Genomic DNA, 16408 nt, shown 5'->3' with positions numbered 1-16408 from the left:
CGGTCCTGGGAGACCCTATCCTCGACCACCGACAATCGCCGAGGCTGTCTTATTCCGGCAACATGGCCTTCACATAACCCGCGTCACAATGGGGAATCATGATCCGTTTCGAGCACGTCACCAAGCGGTACGCGGACGGCACCACAGCCGTCGACGACCTTTCGTTCGAGGTCGCCGAGGGTGAACTGGTCACGCTCGTCGGGCCTTCCGGCTGCGGCAAGACGACCACCATGAAAATGGTGAACCGGCTGACCGAACCGACCGAGGGCCGGATATTCCTCGACGGGGACGACATATCCGCCATCGACCCGGTCCAGCTCCGGCGCCGTATCGGCTATGTGATCCAGCAGGTCGGACTCTTCCCGCACAAGACGGTCCTGGAGAACACGGCGACCGTTCCCCATCTCCTCGGCTGGGGGCGCGAAAAGGGCAAGCGCCGCGCCGCCGAACTGCTGGATCTCGTCGGACTCGACCCGTCCGTCTACGGCGGCCGCTATCCCGAGCAGCTTTCCGGCGGCCAGCGTCAACGCGTCGGTGTGGCAAGGGCGCTGGCCGCCGATCCGCCGGTCCTGCTGATGGACGAGCCGTTCGGCGCGGTCGATCCGGTCGTGCGGGAGAGGCTCCAGAACGAATTCCTGAAGCTGCAGGCCCAGGTCCGCAAGACCGTGCTCTTCGTCACCCATGACATCGAGGAGGCCGTCCGGCTCGGCGACCGGATCGCCGTGTACGGGCAGGGCCGCATCGAGCAGTTCGACACCCCGGCCACGGTGCTCGGCGCCCCGGCGACCGGATACGTCGCCGACTTCGTCGGAGCGGACCGCGGCCTGAAGCGGCTCTCGGTCACGCCGGTGGAGGAGAGCGACCTGGACCAGCCGCCGGTCGTCCATCTCGACGACCCGCTGTCGATGGCGACCGAGCGGCTGCGGGCCGAGGGAGCACGCTGGGCGGTCGTACTCGACGGCCAGGACAATCTGCACGGCTGGATCCCGGCGGACGAAGGGGCGGCGGCCAAGGGCACGGTCCGTGAACACGCCCGGCGCATGGAGGCGTGGCTTCCGCTCGGCGCGCCCCTCAAGCAGGCCTTCGCCACGATGCTGCAGCACGACGCGGGCTGGATCGCCGTCATCGACGAGGAGGCCACCGGCCGCTTCCTGGGCGTGCTCACCCCGGCCCGCCTCCATGAGGCGCTGCGCCGCTCGATTGACGCGGACGCCCAGGACGTACCGCGCGCCGAGGTCGCCGTGGAGACCGTGGCGGGCGTCGGCACCCCATGAGCGGCGTGTGCGCGCCGGGCGGGGTGTCCTCGGCACGGCCTAGTCTGAAGGCATGAGTACGTTGCGAGGGCGGGGCACGGTGCGGGGTCTCCCGGCGTGGGACCGCTGTGCGGTCATGGGGGTCGTCAACGTGACGCCCGACTCCTTCTCCGACGGAGGCCACTGGTTCGACACCACGGCGGCGATCAAGCACGGCCTCGGGCTGATGGCCGAAGGTGCGGATCTGATCGACGTCGGCGGCGAGTCGACCCGCCCGGGCGCCAGCAGGGTGGACGAGGCCGAGGAGCTGCGGCGGGTGATCCCCGTCGTGCGGGGGCTGGCCTCCGAGGGGGTCACCGTCTCCGTGGACACCATGCGGGCCGGTGTCGCCGAACGGTCCGTCGCCGCCGGCGCCGTCCTGGTCAACGACGTGAGCGGCGGCCTCGCCGACCCGGGCATGATCCCGGTCGTGGCCGACGCGGGAGTGCCGTTCGTCGTCATGCACTGGCGCGGTTTCAGCGAGTCGATGAACAGCCGCGCGGTGTACGGGGACGTCGTCGGCGAAGTCGTCGCGGAGCTCCGGGAGCGCATGGACGCCGTGGCCGAGGGCGGGGTGGACCCCGAGAAGCTGGTGATCGACCCGGGGCTCGGCTTCGCCAAGAACGCGGCCCAGGACCTCACGCTGGTCGCGCACCTGGACCGGCTGCACGACCTGGGCAGGCCCCTGCTGGTCGCCGCCTCCCGCAAGAGGTTCCTCGGCCAGGTGCTGGCCGGCGAGGACGCGGTCCCGCCACCCGCGCGTGAACGCGACGCGGCGACGGCCGCGGTCTCCGCGCTCTCCGCCGCCGCGGGCGCCTGGGCGGTCCGGGTGCACGCGGTACGGCCCACGGCGGACGCGGTGCGGGTCGCCCGCGCCGTCGAGGGAGCCGCGTGAGCGCCGCCCGCGACGAGCACGAGGAGGCCGCGGCCGACATCGCGGCGGTCGAACAGGCCAACACCGCCTTCTACGAGGCGATGGAGCGCGGCGATTTCGACGAGCTCTCCGGTCTGTGGCTGCCCGGCGAGGACCTCACCGTGTCCTGCGTCCACCCTGGCTGGCCGGTGCTCACCGGCCGGGGCGAGGTGCTGCGGAGCTATGCGCTGATCATGGCGAACACCGAGTACATCCAGTTCTTCCTGACCGATGTCGGCGTCTCGATGACCGGCGACACCGCTCTGGTGACCTGCACCGAGAACATCCTCAGCGGTGGCCCGGCCGAGGAGGGCAACGCGCTCGGCCCGCTCGTCGGCCAGCTCGTCGTCGCCACCAATGTGTTCCGGCGCACACCGGAGGGCTGGAAGCTCTGGTCCCACCACGGCTCGCCCGTACTGGCCGAAACCGGTGGGGAAGAGGACGAAGAGCCGACCGCCTGAGCGGACGGCGAGGGTCGCGGGGATTGGCTCCCCCGATCACTGGGTATACGCGGCTACCAACCCCCTGCCGGGCCGGTCCGCGCCCCCGCGGGCGGGCGCTGTCTGTGCTCGCGGGTAGATTCGAATACGGCACCTGCGCCGCCCGCACGCGGCCAGGTGCTCCAGAGACGACAAACAGCAGGAGTGATTCGCGTGGATCGTGTCGCGCTGCGCGGCCTCAAGGCCCGTGGATACCACGGTGTCTTCCCCCGGGAACGGGCAGAGGGTCAGACCTTCATCGTGGACCTGGTGCTCGGACTCGACACCCGCCCCGCGGCAGCCGCCGACGACCTGTCGAAGACCGTTCACTACGGCGTGGTCGCGGAGGAGGTCGCCGACGTCGTCAAGGGTGAGCCCGTCGATCTGATCGAGACCCTCGCGGAACGCATCGCGCAGCAGTGCCTCAAGCACGAGGGAGTAGAGGAGGTCGAGGTCGTCGTCCACAAGCCGGACGCCCCGATCACCGTCCCCTTCGACGACGTGACCATCACCATCACCCGGAGCCGAGCATGACTGCATTTCACACCGAGGGGCAGAGCGACCCGACCGTACAGCCGGTTCCCGCCGCAGTGGTCGAGCAGGTCGACGCGGCAGACGTCACCCTCTCCAACCCGAAACGAGCCGTGATCTCCCTCGGCTCCAATCTCGGCAACCGGCTGGAGACCCTCCAGGGCGCCATCGATGCCCTGGAGGACACCCCCGGCCTCCGGGTCAAGGCGGTCTCCCCGGTCTACGAGACGGCGCCCTGGGGCGTCGAGCCCGGCTCCCAGCCCTCGTACTTCAACGCGGTGATCGTCGTGAAGACGACCCTGCCGCCCTCCTCCCTGCTGGAGCGCGGCCAGGCCATCGAGGAGGCCTTCGACCGGGTCCGCGAGGAGCGCTGGGGACCGCGCACCATCGACGTCGACATCGTGTCGTACGCCGAGGTGGTCTCCGACGACCCGCTGCTGACCCTCCCGCACCCCCGCGCCGGTGAGCGCGCCTTCGTTCTCGCCCCCTGGCACGACGTGGACCCGGAGGCCCAGCTCCCCGGTTCGGGCCCGGTCGCCGACCTGCTGGCCGGTGTCGGCCGCGAGGGCGTGCTTCCCCGGCCCGACCTGGAACTCCGCCTCCCCGAGTAGTCGTTAGGCTCAAGGACGACCGGTCACGGACCAACGACGCGTCCGACGGCACGGGCGACCCATGACGGGCAACGGCGACGAAGGGCGGCACTCTCGGTGAAGCAACTACGGCTCGGGCTCCTGGCCGGACTCTTCGCCGGAGCCGGCGTGCTGTCCTGGGGCGCTGCCCGCCTCTGGGACGCCCTGGGGACGCTGCCCAGCGTGCCGCTCGCGGCGCCCGTGGTGCTGGCCGTGATCGCCGTCGTGCTGCTGGCCACGGCCCTGTCGATCCGGTCGAGGCTTCGCGCGCAGCGGGAGCGGCGCCCCGGAGCGAAGGGCGTGGAGCCGATGATGGCGGCGCGCGCCGTGGTCTTCGGCCAGGCGAGCGCGCTCGTCGCCGCACTCGTCGCGGGGATGTACGGCGGCACGGGCGTCTTCCTGCTCGGCTCCCTCGACATCCCGCCCCGGCGGGACCAGGCGATCTACGCCGGCTTCGCCGTGCTGGCCGGCGTCGCGGTCGTCGCCGCGGCCTTCTTCGTCGAGCGTGTCTGCAAGCTCCCGGACGACGGGGACGACGACGGGAACACCGCCCGGGCCGCCTGAGGGCCATCCTGCGGTGCCGCGCGCAACGCGCGTCAGTCGGAGGAGGACACCGGGTTCTCGATCAGGGTGACCCGGTTGCCGTCGGGGTCATGGACCGCGGAGAACCGCACACCGCGCGCGCCCGGCTGGATCTCTCCGGCCGTGATCCCCCGGTCCGCGAGATCCGAGAGCGCCCGGTCCAGATCATCGACCACCAGATTCACCAGCGCCCCACCCGCCTGCTCGGGCGACTCGAAGACCTGGAGCCAGCCGGACGGGGAGATGTGCCAGTCGGCGAGCCCGTCCATCGGCCGCGCGTCGGCCGGACGGCCCAGAAGCCGCTCGTACCACTCCACCGCCGGCTCGACGGCCATCACGGGCGCTACGGCGAGCACATGGGTGAATGCCATGGGGGCTTCCTCTCCTGGCGGATCCGGCTCGGCGCCGGACCGCTCTCAGCGTGCCATGACGAGGCTCATCGCCTCGGCTCGCGTGGCCGGGTCGCGCAGCTGCCCACGGACCGCGGACGTAATCGTCTTGGCTCCGGGTTTGCGGATGCCCCGCATCGACATGCACATGTGCTCGCACTCGATGACGACCATGACGCCGCGTGGTTCCAGGATCGCCATCAGGGAGTCGGCGATCTGCGTGGTGAGCCGCTCCTGGACCTGCGGCCGCCGGGCGTAGACGTCGACCAGCCGTGCCAGCTTCGACAGCCCGGTGATCTTGCCGCTCGTCGCGGGGATGTAGCCGACGTGCGCGACACCGTGGAACGGCACCAGGTGATGCTCACAGGTACTGAACACCTCGATGTCCTTGACCAGCACCATCTCGTCGTGGCCGAGGTCGAACGTCGTCGTCAGGACGTCCTCGGGCTCCTGGTGGAGCCCGGCGAATATTTCCTGGTACGCACGCGCCACCCGGCCCGGGGTCTCCCGCAGCCCTTCGCGGTCGGGGTCCTCCCCCACGGCGATGAGCAGCTCCCGTACGGCCGACTCGGCCCGCTTCTCGTCGAATACGCCGATCGAGCCCTGCCCGTCGAGCGTCACCGGGTCGGTCATCTGTGCCTCGTTCCTCTGTGCAGTCGCATACGCGGACCCGCCGGGCCTCACGGAGATTCGAAAGGCTCGACGCAGGCATACGAAAAAGCCGCGCCCCCACAGGCTAGAACCTGGGGGGCGCGGCATCCATTCCGGGCCTGGTGGAGCCCCCGTGACAGGGGCCACACCGGGTCGGGCAGGGGCTAACTCTCGGGGCGGTCCTCGGGGAGCGCCTCCGTGGAGCCGCCGGTGTCCTTCGTCAGATCCGTCGGAGCGATCTCCGGAGTGCCCGAACCATTGGCGGAGCCGTTGGTGAGAGCGAGCTCCTTGGGGGAGAGCACGGGCGGACGCGTCGACGGGGCACGCCGGGCGGAACCGGTCCACGCCGGACGAGCCGGGCGCTTCACGATCGGGGCGAAGATCTCGGCGATCTGGTCCTTGCCGAGCGTCTCCTTCTCGAGAAGCTCTAGGACCAGGGCGTCGAGGATGTCGCGATTCTCTACGAGGATCTCCCACGCGTCGTTGTGCGCGGTCTCGATGAGCTTCTTGACCTCTTCGTCGACGAGCGCCGCGACCTCTTCCGAGTAGTCGCGCTGATGGCCCATCTCCCGGCCCACGAACGGCTCGCTGTTGTCTCCACCGAACTTGATGGCACCGAGGCGCTCGGTCATGCCGTACTGCGTGACCATCGAGCGGGCCGTCGCGGTGGCCTTCTCGATGTCGTTCGCAGCACCGGTCGTCGGGTCGTGGAAGACCAGCTCCTCGGCCGCGCGCCCGCCCAGCATGTATGCCAGCTGGTCGAGCATCTCGTTGCGCGTCGTGGAGTACTTGTCCTCTTCCGGGAGCACCATCGTGTAACCGAGGGCACGGCCGCGGGAGAGAATCGTGATCTTGTGGACCGGGTCCGACTGGGGTGAGGCCGCCGCGACCAGGGCGTGTCCGCCCTCGTGGTACGCGGTGATCTTCTTTTCCTTCTCGGACATGATCCGGGTCCGCTTCTGCGGACCCGCCACGACGCGGTCGATGGCCTCGTCGAGCATGTGGTTGTCGATCAGCTTCTTGTTGCTGCGCGCCGTCAGGAGCGCAGCCTCGTTCAGCACGTTCGACAGGTCCGCACCGGTGAAGCCGGGCGTACGACGGGCGACCGCGTTGAGGTCGACGTCCTCCGCTACCGGCTTGCCCTTCTGGTGCACCTTGAGGATCTCGAGGCGGCCCTGCATGTCCGGCCGGTCGACGGCGATCTGCCGGTCGAAGCGTCCGGGACGCAGCAGCGCCGGGTCCAGGATGTCCGGCCGGTTCGTGGCGGCGATCAGGATGACCCCGCCCTTCACGTCGAAGCCGTCCATCTCGACGAGCAGCTGGTTGAGCGTCTGCTCGCGCTCGTCGTGACCGCCGCCCATGCCGGCACCGCGGTGCCGTCCGACGGCGTCGATCTCGTCGACGAAGACGATCGCCGGGGCGTTCGCCTTGGCCTGCTCGAAGAGGTCACGCACACGGGAGGCACCGACACCGACGAACATCTCGACGAAGTCGGAACCGGAGATCGAGTAGAACGGCACGCCCGCCTCACCCGCGACGGCGCGGGCGAGCAGCGTCTTACCCGTACCGGGCGGCCCGTAGAGCAGGACGCCCTTGGGGATCTTGGCGCCGACGGCCTGGAACTTCGCCGGCTCCTGGAGGAATTCCTTGATCTCGTACAGTTCCTCGACGGCCTCGTCCGAGCCCGCCACGTCGGAGAACGTCGTCTTCGGCGTGTCCTTGGTGATCAGCTTGGCCTTGGACTTGCCGAACTGCATGACCTTGGAGCCGCCGCCCTGCATCTGATTCATCAGAAACAGGAACACGACCACGATCAGGACGAAGGGCAGCAGGGAGAGAAGGATCGAGACGAACGGGGACTGCTTCGACGGCGAGACGGTGTAACCCTTCTCGATGTCACCGCTCTCGAACTTCTTCTGCAGCGTGTCGGCGAGCTCGACACCCTGGTTGCCGATGTAGCTCGCCTGGAACTTGCTGCCGGACTCGCCCTGGAGCTTTTCCTTGTCCTTCAGCTCGATCTTCAGGATCTGTTCGTCACCGGTGGTGAGCTTGGCCTGCTCCACCTGGTTCTTACTGATCGCCTGGATCACCTTGCCGGTGTCCACCGTCTTGTAGCCGCCGGACGAGCCGACGACCTGCATCAACACGACCACGGCGAGGACGGCCAGCACGATCCACATGACCGGCCCACGGAAGTATCGCTTCACGTCCATCCATACGGAGCGAAGTCGCCCCGTCCCTCCTGCCCGTAGGTAAATGCTGCTGTGAGAAAAGAGTGTTCTTCGGACCGTACCCCAGCATCGTCACGCGTGACCGCAGGGGAGGTCCGACAAGCCTGTCTTCGAAGGCTCCAACGGCCCGAACGCCACAAGGGTTCCCGGGTGCCCGGCCGGGTTGTGCCGGCTTCTTGCGGGCGGCTGTCTCAGCCTCCGTAGACGTGAGGGGCGAGCGTACCGACGAAGGGGAGGTTGCGGTACCTCTCCCCGTAGTCCAGTCCGTAGCCGACGACGAACTCGTTGGGGATGTCGAAGCCGACCCACTTCACGTCGATCGCGACCTTGGCGGCGTCCGGCTTGCGGAGCAGCGTGCAGACCTCCAGGCTCGCGGGTTCGCGCGAGCCGAGGTTGGTCAGCAGCCAGGACAGCGTCAGACCGGAGTCGATGATGTCCTCGACGATCAGGACGTGCTTGCCCTTGATGTCGGTGTCGAGGTCCTTGAGGATCCGGACGACGCCCGAGGACTGCGTGCCGGCTCCGTACGACGAGACGGCCATCCAGTCCATGGTGACGGGAGTGGACAGCGCGCGGGCCAGATCCGCCATGACCATCACCGCGCCCTTGAGCACGCCGACGATGAGCAGGTCCTTGCCCGCGTACTCCGCGTCGATCTTCGCTGCCAGCTCGACGAGCTTCGCGTCGATCTCTTCCTTGGTGAGGAGCACCGACTCAAGGTCGGCACCCATGTCCTTCTCGTTCACCCGCGTCTCTTTCTCTGCCGCGACCGGCCGGACTGTTCCCCGGGCCTGACCGGCGTTTCGCCTGCACTTCAGCCGCTTGCGCTTCAGCTCTGCCGAATCACCAGTCTGCCACCCTGCCGTCGCACCTCGACGCGGCCGGGCAGGTTGATGGCGCCCTGACCCCGCCACCCGGTGATGAGCCGGTCGACTTCCTCGATGTGGCGGGCGAAGAGCGAGCCCGCGGGGGATCCTGCGTCGATCACGGCCCGGCGCAGCACCCGGCGGCGCACCGCGGGCGGCAGGACGGAGAGCTTGGCGCACTCCAGTCGTCCGGCGTCGTCGTACACCGAGCGCGCGGCCTCGGCGGCCCAGGTGTCGAGGGCGTCCGCATCGTCACGGGAGAGTTGCGCCGTGCGGGCGAGTGCTTCCACGACGCCTTTGCCCAGCGCCTTCTCCAGGGCGGGCAGGCCCTCGTGGCGCAGCCGGGAGCGGGTGTAGGCGGGGTCGATGTTGTGCGGGTCGTCCCAGACGGGGATCGACTGGACCAGGCAGGCCTTGCGGGCGGTCTGCCGGTCGAGCTGGAGGAACGGTCGGCGGTAGCGGCCTGCGGGGCCCGACGCGGCGGCCATCCCGGAGAGCGAGCGGATGCCCGAACCGCGGGCGAGCCCCAGCAGGACCGTCTCGGCCTGGTCGTCGCGCGTGTGGCCGAGGAGTACGGCGGCGGCGCCGTACCGCTCCGCAGCGGCGTCCAGGGCGGCGTAGCGGGCGTCACGGGCCGCGGCCTCGGGCCCGCCGTCGCGGCCGACCCGCACGGCGACGCACTCGACCGGGTCGAGCCGCATCTCGGCGAGGCGGGTGACGACGTCGTCGGCCCGGGGTCCGGAGCCGGGCTGGAGATTGTGGTCCACGGTGATGCCGCCGGCGCGGACGGGGAGTTTGCGGGACTCGAAGGCGAGGGCCGATGCGAGCGCCATGGAGTCCGCGCCCCCGGAGCAGGCGACGAGGACCAGCGGGGTGTCCGGCCGCTCGGGAAGCCCGGAACGCCGTCCTCCCGCCCCGGCTTCGGCGAACTCGGCGCGTCCGGCCTGTTCGGTGTGGCGGTTGTGCTCGGTGACGACGTCGTGGAGTACGCGGCGGACCGCGAGGCGTATCGCCGCGACCGCAGGATGGGGACCCATGTCCGGTGCCCTTCGGGTGAAGTTTTGGGGGTGCCTCGGAGCGCGCGGAACGGTTCCCGTCACTCAGAGTGCGTCGATGGTGACAGAGCCAAGCTGTTCATCGAGCATTGCACGCCTTCCCATGCCCCTACGGTCCCTCGGATGGGTGATTAGCGAGGCAATCCACTGCCGTCGGACCCGACAAGATCACGAATCTGCCTTACGGTGCACCCGCGCCACCCACTCCGCCGGCGCCGCGATCTCGGCCTTCGTGGGGAGGGTGTTGGGGGAGGTCCACACCCGGTTGAAGCCGTCCATACCGACCTCATCCACCACGGCCCGGACGAACTTCTCGCCGTCGCGGTACTGCCGCAGCTTGGCGTCGAGCCCCAGGAGTTTGCGCAGCGCCAGATCCAGACGGCTCGCGCCGCGCGCCCTGCGCTGCTGGAACTTCTCCCGGATCTCGGCGACGGAGGACACCACTTCTGGGCCCACCCCGTCCATCACGAAGTCCGCGTGCCCTTCGAGCAGGGACATCACGGCGGTGAGACGGCCCAGGATCTCGCGCTGGGTGGGGGTCTGGACGATCTCGACGAGGCCGTGCCCGCCGCCGTCGCCCTCCTCGCCCTCGGGGCGGTTGCCTCCCGAGAAGGCCTGCGCGGCCTCGCGGAGGCGTTCGAGCACGGTCATGGGGTCGACGTCGGTCTCGTCGAGGAACGACTGGATTTCGCCCTGCAGATGGTCGCGAAGCCAGGGGACCCCGGTGAACTGGGTGCGGTGCGTCTCCTCGTGGAGAGCCACCCAGAGCCTGAAGTCGTGCGGGTCGACGTCGAGTTCGCGTTCGACGTGGACGATGTTGGGTGCGACCAGCAGCAGCCTGCCGCCGCCCTTGGAGGACGCGGGCAGCTCCCGGGTGGCGGGGGCGAAGGTCTCGTACTGCCCGAGGACGCGGGACGACAGGAACGACAGCAGCATGCCCAGCTCGACGCCGGTCACCTTGCCGCCGACCGCGCCGAGCACGGCGTTGCCGGGGCCGCCCCCACGGCGGTCCTGCATCTTGCCGAGCAGCGGGCGCAGCAGCTCACGGAAGCCCGCGACATTGGCCCTGATCCAGCCGGCCCGGTCGACGACCAGGACCGGGGTGTCCTCGGGTTCGTGCCCGTCCGGGATCATCCGGGTGAACGAACGAACGTGCTCCTCCGAGGCCCTGGCATGCCGGCGGAGCTCCGCCACGACGGCGCGGGCCTCCTCGCGGCTGATCTCGGGACCCGGCCGCACGAGCCGGGTCGCTGTCGCGACCGCGAGATTCCAGTCGACCATCTCGGCACCACCGATGCTCGTCATGCGTCAACCGTACGTGAGGTGGCCGCTCCGTGGTGGGGTGTCAGCCGCTCACCGGGTGCCCCGGGTGAGCGCGGTGGCCAGGGCGTCGAGCGAGTCCTCCGCGTCGGCCGCCGATGTGGTGCCCGAGGCCAGGAAGGCGAACGCGAGCAGCCTGCCCTGTGCGTCGACCGTGGTTCCGGCGAGGGCGTTCACCCCGGTGAGGGTGCCCGTCTTGGCCCTGATCAGGCCGGTTGCCGGAGACGTCGCGGTGTAGCGCTCGCCGAGCGTGCCGCTGAAACCGGCGACCGGCAGTCCGGTGAGGACGGGACGCAGCTCCGGGTGGTCAGGTCCGGCTGCGAGCGCGAGCAGCCGGGCCAGCAGCCCCGCCGTCACCTTGTCCTCCCGGTCGAGACCACTGCCGTCCGCGAGCCGTGCGCCGCCCAGCGGCAGACCGAGCGCCTTCAGCCGGGCGGTCACCGCGCGACGACTCCCGGCGAAGGAGGCGGGCTCCCCCGCCTTCAGCGCGGTCTGCCGCGCCAGGGCCTCCGCGATGTCGTTGTCGCTGTTGGTCAACGCCCGCTCGACCAGCGCCGAGAGCGGCTTCGACAGGTGCGTCGCCACCGTCCTGCCCCCGGCCGGTGCCCGCCCGGACGCGGGGTCCGACCGGGTGGCGACACCCGCGTCGTCGAGGAGTCCCGCGAAGGTGCGCGCGGCGTCACCCGCCGGGTCGTCGCCGCGGGCGGCGGGCCCGTGGTCGCTCTTGTCGAGACGGCCCTCGTCGGTCATCAGCGCGCTGACGGGAGCGATGTTCTCGTTGGGGCCGATCGGGTGGAGCGCCGGACCCGAGTAGCGCGAGGTGTCGTACGCCAGTCGCAGGGACCCGGCGCCGGCCTCGCCCAGGGAGCGCGCCGTGTCGGAGGCCAGGGCGCGCAGGTCACCCTTGTCCAGGGTGGGGTCGCCGCCCCCGACGAGGGTCAGCGTCCGGGAGTCCGGGGACAGCGTGACCGTCGTCGGGATGCGGTGGGCGGGCCCGAGCGCGGAGAGCGCGGCGGCCGCGGTGGCGATCTTCACCGTGGACGCCGGGGTCATGGGGATCGCCGCGTCCCGTGCGTACACCTGCTCGCCGGTGGCCGCGTCGACGACCACCGCCGTGACGGAGCCGAGCGCGGGCGTGTCCAGCAGGGGCCCGAGGGCGGCCTCCAGGCTTCCGGCGCCCGCCGGGGCCTTCAGACCCGTCGTGGTGCCGAGCGCGCCGAGGACGGCGGGCGCGCTGGCGGCGGGCTCAGGCCCGCCGGGCCCGTCCCCTTCGTGATGTACGCCACCTGCGCGCTGCAGGACGACTGCCCGGTCCCGCTCGGCCTTACGCTGACCGGAGTCCCAGGGACCTGCCGCCAGGACGGCGCCGACGGCGACCACCAGGCCGAGCACCGCGGAGCCTGCGACGAGCCGGAGATCGTTCGGCCCGCTCCCGCGCTTCAGGTACTCCGGGGCTTTCCACCCGCGCCACCCGCCCCACCGGTCCAACGGTTCGTCGGTCGGTTTCTCCACCGGCTCGGCCACCGTTGACCAGCCCCTTTCGCGAGCACTCATCTGCGTGAGGGACACTTAACCACCAGTCGTATGTGTTGATCATGGAGGAGCCACCCGTGGAGTTCGACGTCGTTATCGAGATCCCGAAGGGTTCGCGGAACAAGTACGAGGTGGACCACGAGACCGGTCGGATCCGTCTGGACCGTCGACTCTTCACCTCGACCAGCTACCCGGCGGACTACGGTTTCGTCGAGAACACCCTCGGCGAGGACGGCGACCCGCTGGACGCGCTGGTCATCCTGGAGGAGCCGACGTTCCCCGGCTGCCTCATCAAGTGCCGCGCCATCGGCATGTTCCGGATGACCGACGAGGCCGGCGGCGACGACAAGCTGCTGTGCGTCCCGGCGTCCGACCCCCGGGTGGAGCACCTGCGCGACATCCACCACGTCTCGGAGTTCGACCGCCTGGAGATCCAGCACTTCTTCGAGGTCTACAAGGACCTGGAGCCGGGCAAGTCCGTCGAGGGCGCCGACTGGGTCGGCCGCACCGAGGCCGAGGCCGAGATCGAGGCGTCCCGCAAGCGCCTCGAAGCCCAGGGCGGGGCGCACTGACGTAACGAGCTCACCCACGGTTGTCAGCGGCGTCACGGCGTCCGCCCACAAGGCGGAACGGCGCGGATCACGGCGCATGGGGCCGACCGGCCCAGCGAGCCGTACGGACAACGGGCGGCGCACCTTCACCGGTGCGCCGCCCGTTGCGTGTGCGGCCCATGTCCGTGCCCATACTGGGCAGAAGCGCTCCCGGAAGGAGCATTCGAGGAGGTTCGAGGTCGAGTGGTGGCGGAACAGGGCGGTCCCGAGGACCAGAAGCCCCAGTCCGACGAGGCGCGCAGCGCCTTCGTCCCGCCGGCCGGTGTGGACCACCCGGCGGTTCCGTCCGAGGACGACCATCCGTCATCGGAATTCTCCCTTCCGTCCGGTCTGCACCCGGAGCCGCCCTCGTCGTCCGGCTCCGGCTCCGGTGCCCCTTCGGGGGCGGGAGGCGGGGCGGGTTCCGACGCGCTCTCCTCCGCCTTCGTCCCGCCGAGCGGGTACAACGCCCAGCATCAGCCGCCCGCGTTCACCCCCGCGCACGGCATTCCGATGGTGCGGCTGACGAAGGAAGCCCCGTGGCAGGACCGTATGCGCACGATGCTGCGGATGCCGGTGACGGAGCGTCCGGCGCCGGAGAGCGTGCAGCGGACCGACGACGCGGGCCCAGCGGTACCCCGCGTGCTCGACCTGACGCTGCGTATCGGGGAGCTGCTGCTCGCGGGCGGTGAGGGCGCCGAGGACGTCGAGGCGGCCATGTTCGCGGTGACGCGTTCCTACGGCCTCGACCGCAGCGAGCCGACGGTCACCTTCACCCTGCTGTCCATCTCGTACCAGCCGTCGCTGGTCGACGACCCCATCACGGCGAGCCGTACCGTACGCCGCCGGGGCACCGACTACACCCGGCTGGCGGCCGTGTTCCAGCTGATCGACGACATCACCACGGCCGAGCATGTCGAGGTCTCCTTGGAGGAGGCCTACCGGCGCCTGGCCGAGATCCGCCGTAACCGGCACCCCTACCCGGGCTGGGTGCTGACGGCCGCCGCCGGGCTGCTCGCCGGCTCGGCATCGGTGCTGGTCGGCGGTAACTTCCTGGTCTTCGTCGTGGCAGCGGCGGGCGCGATGCTCGGCGACCGGCTGGCCTGGCTCTGCGCCGGGCGCGGGCTGCCCGAGTTCTACCAGTTCACCGCCGCGGCCATGCCCCCGGCCGCGATGGGCATCCTGCTGACCCTCACCCATTCGACGGGCGTACGGCCCTCCGCGGTGATCACCGGTGGGCTGTTCGCGCTGCTGCCGGGGCGGGCACTCGTCGCAGGGGTACAGGACGGGCTGACCGGCTACTACCTCACCGCGGGGGCCCGGCTCCTGGAGGTCATGTACTTCTTCATCGGCATCGTGGCCGGTGTTCTGCTGATGCTCTATCTCGGCGTCCAGCTCGGCGCGGAGCTCAACCCGGAGGCCCGCTTCGTACCGAACAACCGGCCGGTGCTCCAGATCCTGGTGTCGATGACCCTGACGCTGGCCTTCGCCATCCTGCTCCAGCAGGAACGTTCCACCGTGCTGGCGGTGACCCTCAACGGGGGCGTGGCCTGGATCGTCTACGGGGCGATGGCCACCACCGGAAACATCTCGCCGGTGGCGGCGACGGCGGTGGCGGCCGGTCTGGTGGGGCTGTTCGGCCAGCTGTTCTCGCGCTACCGCTACACCTCGTCGCTGCCCTACATCACGGCCGCGATCGGCCCGCTGCTGCCCGGTTCCGCCACGTACTTCGGTCTTCTGGGTGTCGCGCAGAACGAGGTGGACACCGGGCTCACCTCGCTCTTCACCGCTGTCGCCACGGCGCTGGCCATCGCCATCGGGGTGAACCTCGGAAGCGAGATCTCGCGGCTGTTCATGCGGGTGCCGGGTGCCGTCGAGGGCCCGTCCCGCCGGGCGGCCAAGCGGACCCGCGGCTTCTGACCCGCGGCGTCCGACCCGCGGCTTCCGGCCCGCGACGGCGCCCCGGTCAGCGCCTGTTCTGCCAGCCGTACTGCCCCGGGTCCTCCTCCTGGCCGTCGCCGGGGGCTGCCGCGGGGCGGTCACCGAATTCGCCGTAGGGGCTGTTGCCGTTGCCGTACGGGGCACCCTGACCCGCGCCGTACGGGCCGGCCTGGCCGTACTGTCCGGCCTGGTGGTCGCCGTACTGGCCGCCCTGGCCGTTGCCGTACTGCCCGGCGCCGTACGGGGCGCCCTGACCCGCGCCGTACCGCGCGCCCTGGTCGCCGGCGTACTGCTGTCCCCCGTACTGGCCGTCCTGGCCCGCGCCGTACTGCCCCTGCGCGCCGTACCGGGGGTCGCCGTACTGGCCGCCGCCCTGCTGGGTGCCGTACTGAGAGCCGTACGGGGTCTCCTGGGCGCCGCCGTACTGCCCGCCCTGCTGCGCGCCGTACTGCTGGCCCTGCTGTGCGTCGTACTGCTGGCCGGCCTGACCGCTGCCGTACTGGGCGCCCTGACCGCCGTACTGCGCGTCGTACCGGCCGGGCTGATCGGTGCCGTACGGGCTGTCGTACCCGCCGCCGTCGTACGACGGCGGCGGGTCGCCGGTGTACCCGTAGGCGGCGGGGCCCTGGCCCTCGTCGTCCGTCCCCTGGGGGCCCGCCGCGGGGCCGCCGTCCGCGGAGCCCTGGCCGTCGCCCTGCCGCGCGGCTTCCTTCTTCGACCTGCTGCGGGCCCGAAGGAACTCGATCGCGATCGGCACCACGGAGATCAGCACGATCAGGATGAGGATCAGCTCGATGTGCTCGTGCACGAAGGCGATCTTGCCGAGGGCCGCACCGAGCAGCGTCACCCCGACGCCCCAGAGCACGCCTCCGATGATGTTGAACGTGAGGAAGGAGCGGTAGTTCATCCGGCTCACACCGGCGATGATCGGCGTGAACGTACGGACGATGGGCACGAAGCGCGCCAGCACGAGGGACTTCGGGCCGTACTTCTCGAAGAAGTCGTGGGCCTTCTCCACGTTCTCCTGCTTGAAGAGACGGGAGTCCGGGCGCCTGAAGAGCGACGGCCCCACCTTGCGCCCGAAGAGATAACCGGCCTGGTCACCGAGGATCGCCGCGAGGGCGACCAGCACACAGACCAGCCACAGGGGGGACTTCAGATCGCCCGTCGTCACCAGCAGACCCGTGGTGAACAGCAGGGAGTCACCGGGCAGGAAGAAGCCGATCAGCAGCCCCGACTCGGCGAACACGATGAGCAGGAGGCCCGGCAGCCCGAAGGTGTTGAGCAGGTAATCCGGGTCCAGCCAGCTCGGGCCTAGCGCAAGCGTATTCAAGGGTCCGGGCTCCAGGTTGGTCGGTGTGCGCGGCTGCGTGGCCGCCCCAAGCTATCAACGCTGCGGCGTACGC

Annotated in this window: 16 protein-coding genes; 8 read left to right on the top strand and 8 right to left on the bottom strand. The window is 70.4% G+C overall.

All coding sequences use genetic code 11. From position 1 onward, the window contains the following. The first annotated feature begins 98 nt into the window (after positions 1-98). The 6 genes from AB0C75_RS19635 (at position 99) to AB0C75_RS19610 (ending at position 4408) form a co-directional block, all read left to right on the top strand. Positions 99-1274, top strand: a complete 1176-nt coding sequence (locus AB0C75_RS19635; protein WP_362892411.1) for a betaine/proline/choline family ABC transporter ATP-binding protein — start codon at positions 99-101, stop codon at positions 1272-1274. 52 nt (positions 1275-1326) lie between these two features. Beyond that, a complete protein-coding gene (folP, locus tag AB0C75_RS19630) occupies positions 1327-2187 on the top strand; it encodes a dihydropteroate synthase (protein ID WP_362892409.1) in 861 nt (286 codons plus the stop codon). Further along, complete coding sequence (locus AB0C75_RS19625; protein ID WP_362892407.1) at positions 2184-2666, top strand: nuclear transport factor 2 family protein; 483 nt, start codon at positions 2184-2186, stop codon at positions 2664-2666. The genes folP and AB0C75_RS19625 overlap by 4 nt, the downstream gene beginning before the upstream one ends. 192 nt (positions 2667-2858) lie before the next feature. Next, complete coding sequence (folB, locus tag AB0C75_RS19620; protein ID WP_362892405.1) at positions 2859-3218, top strand: dihydroneopterin aldolase; 360 nt, start codon at positions 2859-2861, stop codon at positions 3216-3218. Continuing rightward, complete coding sequence (gene folK / locus AB0C75_RS19615) at positions 3215-3826, top strand: 2-amino-4-hydroxy-6-hydroxymethyldihydropteridine diphosphokinase (RefSeq protein WP_362892404.1); 612 nt, start codon at positions 3215-3217, stop codon at positions 3824-3826. Before folB ends, folK begins: the two co-directional genes overlap by 4 nt. A 96-nt stretch (positions 3827-3922) precedes the next feature. Further along, the gene (locus tag AB0C75_RS19610) at positions 3923-4408 is read left to right on the top strand and encodes a DUF3180 domain-containing protein (RefSeq protein ID WP_362892402.1); all 486 of its coding nucleotides are present in this window, start codon (positions 3923-3925) and stop codon (positions 4406-4408) included. Positions 4409-4440: 32 nt separating this feature from the next. Here AB0C75_RS19610 and AB0C75_RS19605 read toward each other — a convergent pair whose 3' ends face one another. The 7 genes from AB0C75_RS19605 to dacB all read right to left on the bottom strand — a co-directional run bounded on the left by AB0C75_RS19605 (position 4441) and on the right by dacB (position 12462). Continuing rightward, a complete protein-coding gene (locus AB0C75_RS19605; protein WP_362892400.1) occupies positions 4441-4797 on the bottom strand; it encodes a VOC family protein in 357 nt (118 codons plus the stop codon). Between the two features lie 45 nt (positions 4798-4842). Beyond that, a complete protein-coding gene (folE, locus tag AB0C75_RS19600) occupies positions 4843-5448 on the bottom strand; it encodes a GTP cyclohydrolase I FolE (protein ID WP_362892398.1) in 606 nt (201 codons plus the stop codon). Positions 5449-5630: 182 nt separating this feature from the next. Then, complete coding sequence (gene ftsH, locus AB0C75_RS19595; protein ID WP_362892396.1) at positions 5631-7679, bottom strand: ATP-dependent zinc metalloprotease FtsH; 2049 nt, start codon at positions 7677-7679, stop codon at positions 5631-5633. Between the two features lie 209 nt (positions 7680-7888). Then, positions 7889-8428 carry a hypoxanthine phosphoribosyltransferase gene (hpt, locus tag AB0C75_RS19590; protein ID WP_362892527.1) on the bottom strand — a complete coding sequence of 180 codons (540 nt, stop codon included), beginning with the start codon at positions 8426-8428 and terminating at the stop codon, positions 7889-7891. A 98-nt stretch (positions 8429-8526) separates the two neighbouring features. Then, a complete protein-coding gene (gene tilS / locus AB0C75_RS19585; RefSeq protein ID WP_362892395.1) occupies positions 8527-9600 on the bottom strand; it encodes a tRNA lysidine(34) synthetase TilS in 1074 nt (357 codons plus the stop codon). A 186-nt stretch (positions 9601-9786) separates the two neighbouring features. Then, positions 9787-10923: a zinc-dependent metalloprotease gene (locus tag AB0C75_RS19580; protein WP_362892394.1), complete on the bottom strand. Its 1137-nt coding sequence runs from the start codon at positions 10921-10923 to the stop codon at positions 9787-9789. A gap of 48 nt (positions 10924-10971) precedes the next feature. Continuing rightward, a complete protein-coding gene (gene dacB / locus AB0C75_RS19575) occupies positions 10972-12462 on the bottom strand; it encodes a D-alanyl-D-alanine carboxypeptidase/D-alanyl-D-alanine-endopeptidase (protein ID WP_362892525.1) in 1491 nt (496 codons plus the stop codon). An 86-nt stretch (positions 12463-12548) separates the two neighbouring features. Between dacB and AB0C75_RS19570 the strand changes: the two genes are divergently transcribed. Together AB0C75_RS19570 and AB0C75_RS19565 are read left to right on the top strand one after the other, a co-directional pair. Next, the gene (locus AB0C75_RS19570) at positions 12549-13043 is read left to right on the top strand and encodes an inorganic diphosphatase (RefSeq protein WP_362892392.1); all 495 of its coding nucleotides are present in this window, start codon (positions 12549-12551) and stop codon (positions 13041-13043) included. A 222-nt stretch (positions 13044-13265) separates the two neighbouring features. After that, positions 13266-14981 carry a threonine/serine exporter family protein gene (locus AB0C75_RS19565; protein ID WP_362892390.1) on the top strand — a complete coding sequence of 572 codons (1716 nt, stop codon included), beginning with the start codon at positions 13266-13268 and terminating at the stop codon, positions 14979-14981. 46 nt (positions 14982-15027) lie between these two features. On the opposite strand, the gene AB0C75_RS19560 is transcribed toward AB0C75_RS19565, so the two are convergent. Beyond that, entirely contained in the window at positions 15028-16335 is a 1308-nt protein-coding gene (locus AB0C75_RS19560; protein WP_362892388.1) for a DedA family protein, read from the bottom strand. Positions 16336-16408: the final 73 nt, after the last annotated feature.

Origin of the sequence: Streptomyces sp. NPDC048565 (assembly GCF_040650935.1) — a bacterium.
Classification (GTDB): Bacteria; Actinomycetota; Actinomycetes; order Streptomycetales; family Streptomycetaceae; genus Streptomyces.
Note: the sequence above shows the minus strand (reverse complement) of the source record. Positions and strands in the feature narration are given on the sequence as shown.

What these genes read in the sequence shown, in the direction of transcription:
- AB0C75_RS19635 (WP_362892411.1), top strand. Translation starts at nt 99, where the DNA reads ATGATCCGTTTCGAGCACGTCACCAAGCGGTACGCGGACGGCACCACA.
- folP (WP_362892409.1), top strand. Translation starts at nt 1,327, where the DNA reads ATGAGTACGTTGCGAGGGCGGGGCACGGTGCGGGGTCTCCCGGCGTGG.
- folK (WP_362892404.1), top strand. Translation starts at nt 3,215, where the DNA reads ATGACTGCATTTCACACCGAGGGGCAGAGCGACCCGACCGTACAGCCG.
- AB0C75_RS19605 (WP_362892400.1), bottom strand. Translation starts at nt 4,797, where the DNA reads ATGGCATTCACCCATGTGCTCGCCGTAGCGCCCGTGATGGCCGTCGAG.
- folE (WP_362892398.1), bottom strand. Translation starts at nt 5,448, where the DNA reads ATGACCGACCCGGTGACGCTCGACGGGCAGGGCTCGATCGGCGTATTC.
- ftsH (WP_362892396.1), bottom strand. Translation starts at nt 7,679, where the DNA reads ATGGACGTGAAGCGATACTTCCGTGGGCCGGTCATGTGGATCGTGCTG.
- hpt (WP_362892527.1), bottom strand. Translation starts at nt 8,428, where the DNA reads ATGGGTGCCGACCTTGAGTCGGTGCTCCTCACCAAGGAAGAGATCGAC.
- tilS (WP_362892395.1), bottom strand. Translation starts at nt 9,600, where the DNA reads ATGGGTCCCCATCCTGCGGTCGCGGCGATACGCCTCGCGGTCCGCCGC.
- AB0C75_RS19580 (WP_362892394.1), bottom strand. Translation starts at nt 10,923, where the DNA reads ATGACGAGCATCGGTGGTGCCGAGATGGTCGACTGGAATCTCGCGGTC.